The following is a 12633-nucleotide window of genomic DNA, read 5'->3' on the forward strand; positions in this document are numbered from 1 at the left end:
TCGCGGAGCGTCTGGTAGAGTAGCCATGCCGGAATGGCTTATCGGTTCAAGAATAAATCTGAGTAGGTCATGGGGAGTGTCCTTAAATAGCCGCCGTAATCAGACAGTTCACCGGGAGAAAATAATCGATTAATTTGGTATTTTTAGCTTTTAGAGGTGGAGCAAAAAGTTTCTCAACAGTAGAGATTACACGTTTTACACAATGTGTTTACTCCAGTAAAACTCTTTCTTAGTCACGATATTTCACGCTTATTTAAGCTCGCCGATTTAACGTTTAAAGTTAATAAAAATGACTTTGCTATGCTTGACGACATAATCAACAAAGGCAATCGCCGCTCTTACACCAGGGTGGCTATGAGAAATTGTTGTCATCAGAGGACTACTTCTACTCTGGAATGATAACAAATTTCTCATGGTCACCAATGGTTAGCAAAATCTAGCTGTCAGTGTTTATTTAGAGCGTTGGCGTACAGGATTCGCATCTTACAACAACTTGATCAACGCCTGAAATTGTTCATTTGAACGAATCTTATCAAAATCTGAGTCACTTTTCGCCATATCTTGGTATTGGTTAGGACTCAGATTGATAGCTTGTTGCAGGTTAAAGATTGCTTGCTCTACATGAAGCAATTGAGCATAACAGCAAGCCTTACCATAAAAAGTGGCGGAGTCGTCTGGAAGGATTTTGTCACATTGATCATAGCTGGCGAGAGACTCTTCAAAGCGTTTGAGAGTTAACAGTATATTGGCTCTACTATACAAGGCTTCGGGTAAATCTCTTTGAAATCCAAGGGATTGGTCGATACTAGTTAGTGCTTCATCATACCGCCCCAAATTCATTAAAGCAATACCCCGATTACACCAAGCTTGGGGAAAATCATGCTGAAATTCAATCGCGCGCTCGTTGGAAGCGATCGCCTCTTCAAAGCGTTCCAATGTCATCAATACAATACCTCGGTTGTACCAAGCATCAGAGTTATCTCTTTCAAATTCAATCGCTTTATCGTAAGAAGCTATTGCTTCATCATAGCGCCCCAATTCATCCAAAGCACACCCCCGAATCTGCCAGGCTGCGCTCAAGTTGCCTTCAAGTTTCAGGGATTGCTCGGTGCTAGCAAGAGCATCTTCATAGCGTTCTAGATTTAATAAAGCAATGCTACGAAAATACCAAGCCTCAGAGTCATCAGATTTGAATTTAACAGCATGATCGAGATTAGCAAGCGCCTCTTCAAAACGCTCTAAAGTTAATAACGTCAAACCTCGATTTTCCCAAGCTTCATGCAAATCAGGCATGAGTTTAAAGGCTTGTTCAAACGCTTCGAGTGCTTCAAGGTTACGTCCTAAAAGCCTTAAAGCAATACCTCGATTGCACCAAGCTTCATGAGAGTTCGGCTGGAATACCAGCGCTTGATTGCAAGCAGCCAGAGCCTCATCAAAGCGTCCTAAATTTAACAGCGCTCCGCTGTGATTAACCCAAACTTGATAGTTGCCAGCTTTTAGTTCATTGGCTCGCTCAAACGCTTCGAGAGCCTCATCAAAGCATCTTTTGTTTAAAAGTTCAACGCCCAAGTTAAACCAAACCTTGTCTTGATCCGGTTGAATTTCTAAAGACACAGTATCGCTCTCCTTTTGTGGTGCTTATATTCCCCTGGTTATTTATAGAAGTTATTTATAATTCAGCACTCTGATAATTACTACCACCTGGGCGTTGGCAATTTCGGAAAGAGGTATTTCCACTCTTTAGATTCACTGTCTTCACTTTGGGGCGCATAACTTGAGCAACCCAGTTTGAAACCATAAAGCAAGCAAGTTGCTCACATTATGCTTTCAGTGACAGATATCGCAGGACTCTCCTATATGGCGAATGAATTGTCATTGGTCGTAGGAAGGAGAGCTTTTCACCCAGACATTTTGGTTGTGATAAAAATCACCACGCTGTTCTAGTGTAAACCCACCCAGCAATAGTCCTAACCATACTTCTACCATCGGCATTTGCAACACATGTTGCAGTTTAACTAAAGAAATCTCATCTTTGGCATTTATCAGGTAGTTAGCGATTGCACTTTGCCATTTTGGTACATCTTCATCTGATGCCAAGTTGCGAACATCTTCTAAAGTTGTCACCTCATCGAGCATTGCCAAAACATTCGCTTTCTCAACGGGTGCTGCTACAGAATCACCCTCCTGGTTATGATGTGAAAATTGGTGTGGGCCGTGTGGTTTAAAGGTTTGTGGTATTTCCGGTTCAATCAAATCATCTAAATCTAGGTGCATTGTTGTCCGCACTAGACCAGCAAATAGATCGGTGCTAACAATTGGCCCCTTTGGGCTATTGAGATCGCGGGTATCTTGCAACAGCACTTCGGCACGAGACTTGAGAATATCCGCAATTTGACTGAAGGCAAGCGCTGCGGTTGATAACTGTGCCTCCAAGGGTAAATTTTCTAGCTCCGCATCTAAACATTCCCACATCGGCACAAGTGAGGATGTCGCTGGAGATTCAGACAGCTCATCTAATACATCCCAGATTGTTAATTGGCGGTATGTGGTCATCTCTAGGATTCTGGATGTAACGGGCAGGGTCGCACTGGGCAGTAGCTTGAGGCAATCTCAAACATATCCTTATATTGATAGAGCGAAACACCATATTGTTTCGCAAACGCCTGTAACACCTGATCTGTATAGGCGCGGATCTTGCCAGCCGTTAACCCAAAGCAGTGAATTGGTTCTAAGCGACAAACAGGCTTTTGCCCTAGCCAGAGTTCTGCCGACATAGCGTGTAATGGTTTATCCCCCGGTTCTTTATATAGATATAGCACTGCAAAATATGTTGCTGGTGGTTCGACTGTTACTGAATCAATTTCTGCTGAATTATTCTGGGAGCGGTGGCGATAGAATGAGCGGCGATTGTGGCAGACTTTTGGATTCCAACACCCGTCCCCTGCTGTTCCATGTAAAACCTTGGCTTGGGCAGTTGGTAGTTTGGAACATAACTGACACTTGGGATCAAGTGGCTTGGGCATACTTTACTCCACTTCCTCTCCGATTGCACGATAGTAAGCAGCGATGCCTACGGCGGTAAACTACGCCGCTTCTGCGTAAAAACTCCAGCACTTTCATCCACCGAATATCCGTGGGCGCAGCTATTTTTGCTGGTCTATCCCTCCCTGGTGGCTGCGCCATAGATACAGCTTCATCATTTAAGGGAGTAAGTTTGATCGGTGGTAGGTTGTCAAGCTGGGTGTTATTTGCCATATCGCGGCGATCGCCTGTCAGCACAGTGGAAGTAACACCCAAAATTGTATGTGACTTCAGGTAGAATTTGCCCAAGACAGAAGGTAAAAGTCGTTCGCCTCATCACTTGACACGATCTGTATCTTTGGATATCATTCAACTATATGGTTGAATCAAATGTAGCCCTTGATAAAATTTTTGCTGCTCTGGCTGATGTGACGCGGCGAGACATTCTTAAGCGGGTATCAACAGCAGAACATACTATCGGCGAATTAGCACAACCCTATGCGATGTCTTTGGCAGCGATCGCAAAGCACATCAGTGTGTTGGAGAAAGCCGGACTAATTACCAAGCGTCGAAGTGGTAAGGAGAAAGTTATTCAGATTCAACCGAAAACTCTCAAAGTAGCCGCAGCGTATCTGGGCGAGTATGAAAAAATCTGGAGTGCCCGCTTTGATGCTCTGGAAAAACTACTAGAAGATCGATAAGAAAGTAGCAGGAGGGTAGTATGGCACATCTTACAGTAACAGTTCCAGAAAATTCACAAAATATCTTCGGTACTGTCACAATCAAGGCTTCGTTAGAAAAGGTATTTGAAGCATATACCAAAGAGGAACTGTTTGCCAATTGGTGGTGTCGCGGTAATCCAATGAAAGTGTATCACTTCGATTGTCAAGACGGCGGCAGTTGGCACATTGCTGAACAATCAGAAGATGGTAACGAGTATGAGTTTAGGGGCTGTTTTCATGAAGTCGCTCTAGATAAACGAATCGTGCAGACATTTGAATTCTTGGGGATGCCGGAACGTGGGCATGTCATGCTGGAAAAAGCTGAGTTTGTCGCAATTGATGAACATACAACTGAGATTCGTACCCATAGCACAGCAATGAGCCAGTCAGACCGTGACGGCATGGTTGCCAGTGGCATGGAAAGCGGCTGGCGGCAGTCCGTTGAAGCTCTGGGCAAGCTTTTAGAACCAAACGATTAATTACAACTCGCTCGCAGGCTTGACATTTACCAAAGCGATCGCTTTGGTAAATGTCAAGCCGATATTTTATACTACATTTATAATACAAAGTTACAACACAAAATAATTTATCCTTATCTTTTATCCGATATTAACTACGATAAAAACTACTTTCCTTGATATACAACACTTTCTGTGACTGTAACCATAAGTTTGCCGGGGCGGCACGTTTATGCTTTCAAATGGACTTACGACAACTTGGATTTTTGGGATTTTTAAGAGACAATCTTGCTACTTCAGGTATTTGAGGGTGCATAATCCCTGAACTTTCGGCACGTTTATACTTGATTTTTAGACTTTTGGCAACTTTTTGGTTTCAAAACCAAATGCTTTGACTGCGATCGCTGAACGTAAAATCAAGCCTTTGCGCTTGTCTTGCGGCAAGGTTATGCTTTCAAAAGCGGCAAACTTATGGTTACAGTGACACTTTCACCAACATGCGATCGCGGAGGGGGCATGTTGGCAAGGGAATAGAAACTATTACGCTGCCGATGAATTTTGCTTGTCTTTGGTATCGTCTTTGATGCGTAATCCAAGCGATAACCATTTACAGGGTGCTAACTTTCAGTTATAGTTAGCCGTAACTTATTATAAGCACGATTCAACTATAGCTTTGACGTGGTGCAAAAATAGTTTACAAAAGTTGCTCAGGCGGTTGCCATAATATTGGTTTAACGAAGTATTGAGGTATTGCTGCTGAAAAATGCATTCGGGAAAACTTTTCTCCCTGATCAGGTGCCTGTCCCTCAATCTCTAAGATTCGGATCGTGGATAACTGCAACCGCCTCAATGCTAAACCGTCTGGGAATACAAATTGTCTGCTTTAATTACAAAAATCATCTACCCGAATATCACGCCAGACATCAGAAACCTGCCAGCCGGAATTGCCCACCGATTGTACAGGAGGATTGTCAAGAAATGGAATATAGTCAGGAACTCTAGGCTCTGAAATTGCTACTGGTTGCTCCTCAACCTCAACCTCAACCACAGGGGCAGTAGAATTGTCAGTATTAGCTTCAATAAGTTGGTCTTCAGCCTCCTCGATTAATTTCATCTGTCTCAGGGTGAGCTTGTCGGATTTTTTGATGATTTTCTTAGTGTGTATCTCATTAGAAGTTTTCATTGGCTGTTCTCTCGAAGGCATTGGCTTAAAATTTTGATGGGTAAGGTTGGCAAAAGATGGGTATTAATAATTGCACGAAATTAACAAGGTACACCAAATCTATGAAAAATACGAGTCCCTTGTTGAGGAATTTATTAATTGGACATAAATATCTTTTTCGGGCAGATGCCCTAGCATAATCTAGTTGCACAGATGCAAGTATTAAGCGTTCGCTTCTTTCCTCATAACTGTACTTCAAGATTGTTTTGCGCTTTTGACTCCTAACAAGCAGATAATGAAGGGTTAGGAGTTCTCGCTGTGGAGGAACAGCGTTGAAAAAATTATCAGGTGAGAAAGGCACAATCTTAATAGTAGATGACGAAGCCAGCATCCGCCGGATTTTACAGACGCGGTTAGAAATGATTGGCTACAGCGTAGTTACAGCTAGTGATGGTGAAGAAGCTTTGTCAGCTTTTCGCCTGTTGACCCCTGATTTGATAGTTCTGGATGTAATGATGCCAAAGTTGGATGGCTACGGTGTGTGCCAAGAATTACGGAAAGAGTCAGACGTGCCAATCATTATGCTCACAGCTTTAGGAGATGTAGCAGACCGAATCACTGGGCTAGAACTCGGTGCTGATGACTACATGACGAAACCTTTCTCTCCTAAAGAACTGGAAGCTCGAATTGCCTGTGTACTAAAACGGCGCTCCCACAAAAGTAGTATCAATACTATTCCTAACTCTGGGATAATTCATGTCGGCGGACTGAAAATCGATATAAATAAACGCCAAGTCCACAAAAATGAGCAACGCATTCGGTTGACAGGTGTGGAGTTTAGCTTATTAGAGTTGTTAGTGAATCATTCGGGAAAGATTTTTTCAAGGGTTGAAATATTACAGAAATTGTGGGGCTTTGTACCAGAGATGAGTACAGACACCCGTGTAGTAGATGTGCATATTTCACGATTGCGGACAAAGGTAGAATCCGATCCCAACGACCCAGAATTTATTATTACAGCAAGAGGTAGCGGTTATTTTTTCCCACGAATTGTTGATTCAGAGCAGGAATAATAGAAAAATATGAGTAAGCTCATCTTAATTACAGGCATAAGTAAAGGTTTAGGTTATGCTCCCGACCGAGGGTTTTATTCAACAGGGACATACTGTTATTGGTTACGCCCGTTGATAAGATGCAATCGATATAGATGCGGATGCCTTCTACGCATTGGTGGAACAGCGGGACAACCTTAGCTACGGCCAGCAAAGCGTCAGTTGTCGGTGGCAGTCCCAATCCCAATCAACGGGACGTGGTTGCAGCAGCTAGCGATCGCCGATGTTGATAAAATCGCTTAGATATGGCGGCATAATCAGCCTGCACCGCAGATATTCAACGGACATTAAGCCGAAGTTTGGTAAATTGCCTTCAGTCCTAACAGTAGTAAAATGGTGACTTATGGAGGTGCGGATAATACAGTTAAATTGTAGACAAAAATAACCTCTAAAACAATCTATTAAAAACATCTACACCAATTTACTTATGGCTAATAGCATTGATTTCACAAGAATTACTTTACCTGATGCTATCAAATCAAAACTTGAGTTTTCAGATGATGTAAATTTAGTTTCATCCAGTTCAGAAGCTTATTTAGATTTTGAGCATGATTTGCAATTAATTTTAGACAAGATTTTTAGCATTCATAGTACAGTTCCATACATGAATGTGCTGCTTGATAAAATAATTATTGAAATCTTTGGCAAACCTGAAATTAGAATATATTCACCGAAATATAAAATTTATAAAATTTTTCAAGAAGTTGAACTCAGTTTTAAAGGATTACTAAATAGCCAAGACGTGGAATTGTTTTTTGGTACGCAAACTATATTAAAGTATAAATTAAATAAAGATTTTATTTTTAGAAACCTAACGAGTAAACTTCCTATTATCAACAATTTAAAATTAAGCAACCCAGAGCTAATTATAAATGAGAATGAACATGATTTTATACATTCACAATTAGGTTGCATTAACTTAAGCAGAGGATTCAACTTTATTGGAAATATTGATTTCAATAATCTCCAGACAAATTTCAGCAGTTTTATTCATCGAAGCTTAGGAATCGGGTGTTTAAGAGCAATAATTAACTTTAATCCGGCAGGACAGGTTAGGTTAACAGCTAATATTGCAGGCGATATTCAGCTATTTTCCCAGCAACAATTTAAGGCTACTTTTAGTAACTTGCTCATAGGGTTAAATATTGAGGCTGATTTAGAGCCAAACTTTGGATTAACTGGAAATTTAACTCTTCAAGGCTACGATCCCACCCAAGAAAAAGAACCTAAGTTATTTCTCTCTGGTAGTCTCTCTCTTGAACCCGAATCTTTAACAGCATACTTTTGTCAACAAGGTGAAACATCTTGGCTTAATCCCTATGGACTGGTAGGAACTGAACTTCGCAATATCAGGTTTCAAGGAGGCGGAACGTATTTACCTCCTTACTTCGATAACTTTGGCTTCATTGGTGATTTGAAATGGGAAAAAACAGACCTTGAAGTAGCTTTTCTGATGGACACCAATGATCCTGAAAGATTAGCTTTAATTTTAAATCCCAAGCAAACGATTAGCTTAATAGATTTGTGGCGGGGGCCAGTCACTTCCTTTATTAGCAAACAAGTAGGTTATTCAACCGATTTAGTTAACAAAGCACTAGGGCTTTTAGAAGGCTTAGTGAACTTAAACATCGAATCAATTGATGGGGATGGAGACGGAAAAATCAATCCTTTAATTAAGTATGTTCCTTTTCCGACAATAATTGCGGCTCAAGCGATATCAGAAGGTCTAGAAATTAATGGGAAACTTAATGCTTGGGGGCATGAGGCAATCTTAACCCTTGAAGGAGACAAAACTTTTAATAATATCTCTGGTTCATTAAAAGTTCTGGAAATTGATTTAGGATTTCTGAAAATTAAGGGAACGGATGACAATAGTTTAGATTTATCTTTAAAGGTAACGCCTAGTGAGCAGTATCTTCAAGGAGATGGTTATCTAGAAATTTTTGACAACGAAATTGCAAATGTTGAATTTAAAATTACCCCTACCAATACTACCTTTAAAAACTTTGACCTGAGTTTAGGCAATCTGTTAAGTATTGATGTTGATGCCCTTAGTCTCGATATAAAATCTGGTAGCGGTAGTGGTTTAGGAACAATTTCAATTTTTGGGAATACCCTAGCAGGCATTATGTTTGATGTTACTCAAAATAGTGTCAATCTGAGGGATGTTCGGCTGAGTTTAGCAGGTTTCTTGACTTTGACTATTCCGAACCTCACAGTTAATTTGAAGAATCAAAGCGCAACAGGAACAGCAAATATTATTGCTTTTAATCAATCTTTGGGTAGCGGCACTTTATCATTTAACACTCAGAACGTTTCAATTAATAATGTAGCTCTTAATTTAGGCAATGTTATAAAGCTCAATGTTTCTAGTTTTAAACTTGATTTAACTAATAAAAAGGTTTTTGGTTTAGGCGATGTTACTCTCTTAGGCAAACAATTCACGGCGTTAGGTATCAGCCTGAACGAGAGCGGATTTCAAGCTACAAGTAATTTCAATTTTGGGATTTTAGCTTTCAACGGCGCTACAGTCACTCTCAGCAAAGCAACTAATGGTAATATCAATAATTCTGCCAGTATTGCAGGAAGCCTCAAGTTTTTAGGCTACACCTTTGCCAATATCACGGCTAGTGTAAATAGCAGCAAATTAATTGCATCGGGTAGTTTTAATTTTGGTGGTATTTTAATACTTAAAGGAGCAAATAATCGAAGGAATGCAACAATAACGCTTAACAGAGCAAAAAACGGACTGGACAATTGGGTTAGTATTATAGGTAGCTTTTATGTGTTGGGTCAAGAGTTAACATCACTCACTATCCGCCATAACAATAATACTTTAAAAATTTTAGGTATGCACATTATCAGAAAGCCAAACCATTCAAAAAGAATACATAAGTAAGATAAAAACGAGTTAAATTCAAGTTATAGTTAGTCTTAGTGGCATTAAACTAGATTAGCACAATAAATTTTGCAAGCTTTAAGATTTTCTAAGCTCTCTATGCATAAGATTAATATTATTCATATTAATATTGTAAATTAATCTCACTAAGTCTACTACCCAAATAAAAAATTGTAGTAACTTATACTAACTTAATATTTTACTTAGATTTTTTAAGTTAATATTACAAGCGTAAAAAAAGTATTAATTGATTTTTATACCAGCAATTCTCTCATTTTTGTCGCTTATTAAAAATTTTAATTTATCAATTTCAATAACCTCATAATTCTCTGTTACAAATATAGAGTAGATGCTAGCGATCATGTCTGCCAAATCTACTCTAGATAATATCAGTATTTGCAAATTGAAAAATGATTTAGGAACAGTTTTAACAATTAAACATAATCTTCTATCATTTACGTGCCATACACCAGTAAATTTATTACCCGTGATAAATTCGCTGGGTTTAGATAAAAGAAACGTTTGAATTCTAGTTTGCTCATAAGTCATATTATCTTTAAATTCGATAGAAATTTTTTCCCAATTTGTATTAAAACGCCATTTTCCAAAAAGTAAAATTTCTATTTCTGTATCTGACAGATTCATATTATTCATTGGCTTTTTCTCCTATTATTAATTAAATAATGTGTAATTCACTCATGGTAAATTTCATGACAAGTTTTGGCACGAGTAAAAAATAAATGCATCTGCCATACTAGCCAAGATCCAACTCGCCAAGCTGCCATTGACAGGAGGGTTGTAGATGAATATGAAGGTATGTCTAATATATTTTGGTCATAATGTAACCATTTAACTGGTAGATGTCCCATCGGTGTCGTTGGGGATAAATTAAAAGTTAGTTGGTCGTAATTTAGCCAGTTTCCCTCTTTTCGCCAACCCAGGCGATCGCCAAGTCTTTTTTCTGTTTCATAATCTATTTGACCGCCTATTTCGTTCCAAATACTTTGCTGAACACTAAAGCCAAAGTAACCATGACTGTATTGTTGCCAAAGTCGATCAATTTTATGAAAAGCTTCACATGAAAAATTAAGAATATCTTCTTTATAAACTTCATTCCAATCATTCTTACCCATGACTTGTAGCATTAATTTAGCAGTTTCAATATCAGCTTCTTGCCACTTGTACTCTGTAAGGAGATTTTGCAGTTTACTGTAATCAATATTCCAATTATTTTTAAATTCTGTGGAAAACTCAATATGATTATTAGGTTGTTCTGCCAATTCTGTTTTTTCGATAGAAACTTGAGGATAAGGAGAAACAACATCTGTTTCTACTATCCCTAGCACTTTCTTTTGAGTAACCAGTTGAGTAGACATATAATTAGATATTAGGTAAATCGCTTGATTTAAAGTTATCTCATCTTTATTTAGATCAAAGTCATGAAGCTGCAAATCTAAGAATTTTGACTGAAAAAAAGCATCTTGCAGCCTATCTTTTTTATCATAACTTGCCACTAATAAATTGAGGATGTCATGAGACATTGTACTAGTATCTTGTATCGTTAATAGATTACCTTGAAAATTTAAAGTATTACTTGCTAAATTTTGAATTTCTCCTACAATTGCGTAAAAATCTGCATCTACTTTTACTACATCATCTATTAAAGATTGAAACGGACTAAAGTAATCTTGTAGAGACTTTTCTAGATTAATTGCTGTTTCAGCTATTTTTGCGATTTCTTGACGAATTTTTGTAGCTTTGACTTGGTATTCATAAATTTCTTGATACACCTCTATATCTTTAAGTATTTTCTGAATAGCTTGCTTTTGATTTTTGGTATCTTCCGCTAAATTTTTAATTCCTTCACTGAGTAGTTTTACTTTCTCTAAAATTAAAAAGTTAGTATTGCTTAACAGCAAAATAGATTTTAAATTTTCTTCTCCTTCCCATTTTAACTTGTCAATAATTTGAGAATATTTATTATTCTTTATCTCTAACTTACTTCTTTCTTCATTTACTTTTCTAATTTCATAATATTTTTGGTTAAATAAATATTTCCAGTCATCTATAAATTTTAATAAAAATTTTTGATAACTATTTTTATAATTTTCTAAAAAATCCAGAAGTTGAGTATAATCTGAAATTAATGATTTAACCTCTGCTAAAGTTTTTCCTTGACTAATTTCTTTTTTCCATTTAATTATTCCCCAAAAATAAGAATGATATTTAGTACCTTCTTTAATTAAGCTTTGGCATTTTCTAATTTTTATTTGAACTTTTTTTAATTTTGGATTTTTTAAAGTAGGAAATTTGTAATGTTTTTCATAAATCGTAATCGATTCATAAGTAACTAATTGTTTTTGCTTTCTAGTTAGCATCACTTATTTTTAAATATACAAATAGTTACTAAACTCTTACTCATTTCAACACCTTAATATTTTTGCGATTACATTAAGTCAAGATATTCTTTTGAAAGCAGACAAAATTATTTTACATAGCTGTTTTGTATAATTTTCATATCAGCATTTTATCTTGTGATTCTACAAGCTGTATCTCGATTTTTTCTAGGACTCGCTTTGAACTTATATTATAGCGATCGCATCCAGCAGTCACGCTTTACACATTAGGTTGAGATAACGGCCAATCTACCACAGCTTTCGTAGCTTCAGACGCATATCCCTGTTGTCGATATAATAGCCAATTTCCAGGGAGCCGCTAGGGAAATCTGTGCTATCTGGGATAAATTTAACCATATAGCCTTAATCTATTACCCATTTCAATACCTCCGGGTTTTTGTTATAGCGGTAGGTTACACCATCCTTAGTAGTCACAGACTTTTCTTGACTAGCGTTGCTTCTGATAGTAGTAATAGAATAATCAGTTAATGTTTGAAGCTCTTTATGAGAAAGTCCTATAATTGTGACGTTCGCTGTTGATTCTAGTTTTATTTCGAGTTCATTTTTCAGGTAAATATCTGTCGTAATTTGCTCCTTTTCTGATGCTTTAACAGCAATTACTTTTTGCAATTGATAATCTAGCATAGAAACAAGTTGCCAATTAGATTCTTGTGAAAGTTCTAACACCCATTGATGATAATTAAATAAGCTTTCTCTATGACCAACGCTGATAAAAGTTGTTTTCGTTGATTGTAACTGTTGATATAAATTACCTTCGTTATTTAAATCTAAAGCACTCGTTGCTTCATCTAAGATAGTGAAACTAGGATGTGTAATTAATAGCCGTGCAAAAGCGAGGCGTT

The 12633-nt window shown here is 37.8% G+C and carries 12 protein-coding genes and 1 pseudogene; 5 read left to right on the top strand and 8 right to left on the bottom strand.

Going from position 1 to position 12633, the window contains the following annotated elements:
- Window positions 1-483: 483 nt before the first annotated feature.
- The 4 genes from V7L12_RS07155 to V7L12_RS07170 all read right to left on the bottom strand — a co-directional run bounded on the left by V7L12_RS07155 (window position 484) and on the right by V7L12_RS07170 (window position 3297).
- Window positions 484-1614: a tetratricopeptide repeat protein gene (locus V7L12_RS07155; RefSeq protein WP_335083381.1), complete on the bottom strand. Its 1131-nt coding sequence runs from the start codon at window positions 1612-1614 to the stop codon at window positions 484-486.
- Window positions 1615-1872: 258 nt separating this feature from the next.
- On the bottom strand, window positions 1873-2553 hold the full coding sequence (locus tag V7L12_RS07160) for a hypothetical protein (RefSeq protein WP_335083383.1): 681 nt from the start codon (window positions 2551-2553) through the stop codon (window positions 1873-1875).
- A gap of 2 nt (window positions 2554-2555) precedes the next feature.
- Window positions 2556-3023 carry a hypothetical protein gene (locus V7L12_RS07165; protein WP_335083385.1) on the bottom strand — a complete coding sequence of 156 codons (468 nt, stop codon included), beginning with the start codon at window positions 3021-3023 and terminating at the stop codon, window positions 2556-2558.
- Entirely contained in the window at window positions 3007-3297 is a 291-nt protein-coding gene (locus V7L12_RS07170) for a hypothetical protein (RefSeq protein ID WP_335083387.1), read from the bottom strand. Before V7L12_RS07170 ends, V7L12_RS07165 begins: the two co-directional genes overlap by 17 nt.
- A 101-nt stretch (window positions 3298-3398) precedes the next feature.
- Here V7L12_RS07170 and V7L12_RS07175 point away from each other — a divergent pair, with 101 nt between their 5' ends.
- The gene (locus V7L12_RS07175; RefSeq protein WP_335083389.1) at window positions 3399-3722 is read left to right on the top strand and encodes an ArsR/SmtB family transcription factor; all 324 of its coding nucleotides are present in this window, start codon (window positions 3399-3401) and stop codon (window positions 3720-3722) included.
- Between the two features lie 20 nt (window positions 3723-3742).
- A complete protein-coding gene (locus V7L12_RS07180; RefSeq protein ID WP_335083391.1) occupies window positions 3743-4222 on the top strand; it encodes an SRPBCC domain-containing protein in 480 nt (159 codons plus the stop codon).
- 862 nt (window positions 4223-5084) lie between these two features.
- On the opposite strand, the gene V7L12_RS07185 is transcribed toward V7L12_RS07180, so the two are convergent.
- Entirely contained in the window at window positions 5085-5384 is a 300-nt protein-coding gene (locus tag V7L12_RS07185; RefSeq protein WP_335083393.1) for a hypothetical protein, read from the bottom strand.
- Window positions 5385-5695: 311 nt separating this feature from the next.
- Between V7L12_RS07185 and rpaB the strand changes: the two genes are divergently transcribed.
- The 3 genes from rpaB (at window position 5696) to V7L12_RS07200 (ending at window position 9374) form a co-directional block, all read left to right on the top strand.
- Entirely contained in the window at window positions 5696-6436 is a 741-nt protein-coding gene (rpaB, locus tag V7L12_RS07190) for a response regulator transcription factor RpaB (protein WP_229563471.1), read from the top strand.
- A gap of 140 nt (window positions 6437-6576) precedes the next feature.
- Window positions 6577-6705: a hypothetical protein gene (locus V7L12_RS07195; RefSeq protein ID WP_267871141.1), complete on the top strand. Its 129-nt coding sequence runs from the start codon at window positions 6577-6579 to the stop codon at window positions 6703-6705.
- Between the two features lie 197 nt (window positions 6706-6902).
- Window positions 6903-9374, top strand: a complete 2472-nt coding sequence (locus V7L12_RS07200; RefSeq protein WP_335083402.1) for a hypothetical protein — start codon at window positions 6903-6905, stop codon at window positions 9372-9374.
- A 243-nt stretch (window positions 9375-9617) separates the two neighbouring features.
- On the opposite strand, the gene V7L12_RS07205 is transcribed toward V7L12_RS07200, so the two are convergent.
- The 3 genes and pseudogenes from V7L12_RS07205 to V7L12_RS07215 all read right to left on the bottom strand — a co-directional run.
- Complete coding sequence (locus V7L12_RS07205; RefSeq protein ID WP_229555187.1) at window positions 9618-10028, bottom strand: hypothetical protein; 411 nt, start codon at window positions 10026-10028, stop codon at window positions 9618-9620.
- A gap of 38 nt (window positions 10029-10066) precedes the next feature.
- Window positions 10067-11752 carry a GUN4 domain-containing protein gene (locus V7L12_RS07210; protein WP_335083406.1) on the bottom strand — a complete coding sequence of 562 codons (1686 nt, stop codon included), beginning with the start codon at window positions 11750-11752 and terminating at the stop codon, window positions 10067-10069.
- A gap of 381 nt (window positions 11753-12133) precedes the next feature.
- A pseudogene (locus V7L12_RS07215) lies at window positions 12134-12633 on the bottom strand (ABC transporter ATP-binding protein/permease); the annotation flags it as partial.

Origin of the sequence: Nostoc sp., assembly GCF_036918245.1 — a bacterium.
In the GTDB taxonomy this organism is placed as follows: Bacteria; Cyanobacteriota; Cyanobacteriia; order Cyanobacteriales; family Nostocaceae; genus Nostoc.

What these genes read in the sequence shown, in the direction of transcription:
- V7L12_RS07160 (WP_335083383.1), bottom strand. Translation starts at nt 2,553, where the DNA reads ATGACCACATACCGCCAATTAACAATCTGGGATGTATTAGATGAGCTG.
- V7L12_RS07165 (WP_335083385.1), bottom strand. Translation starts at nt 3,023, where the DNA reads ATGCCCAAGCCACTTGATCCCAAGTGTCAGTTATGTTCCAAACTACCA.
- V7L12_RS07175 (WP_335083389.1), top strand. Translation starts at nt 3,399, where the DNA reads ATGGTTGAATCAAATGTAGCCCTTGATAAAATTTTTGCTGCTCTGGCT.
- V7L12_RS07180 (WP_335083391.1), top strand. Translation starts at nt 3,743, where the DNA reads ATGGCACATCTTACAGTAACAGTTCCAGAAAATTCACAAAATATCTTC.
- V7L12_RS07185 (WP_335083393.1), bottom strand. Translation starts at nt 5,384, where the DNA reads ATGAAAACTTCTAATGAGATACACACTAAGAAAATCATCAAAAAATCC.
- V7L12_RS07195 (WP_267871141.1), top strand. Translation starts at nt 6,577, where the DNA reads ATGCCTTCTACGCATTGGTGGAACAGCGGGACAACCTTAGCTACGGCC.
- V7L12_RS07200 (WP_335083402.1), top strand. Translation starts at nt 6,903, where the DNA reads ATGGCTAATAGCATTGATTTCACAAGAATTACTTTACCTGATGCTATC.
- V7L12_RS07205 (WP_229555187.1), bottom strand. Translation starts at nt 10,028, where the DNA reads ATGAATAATATGAATCTGTCAGATACAGAAATAGAAATTTTACTTTTT.
- V7L12_RS07210 (WP_335083406.1), bottom strand. Translation starts at nt 11,752, where the DNA reads ATGCTAACTAGAAAGCAAAAACAATTAGTTACTTATGAATCGATTACG.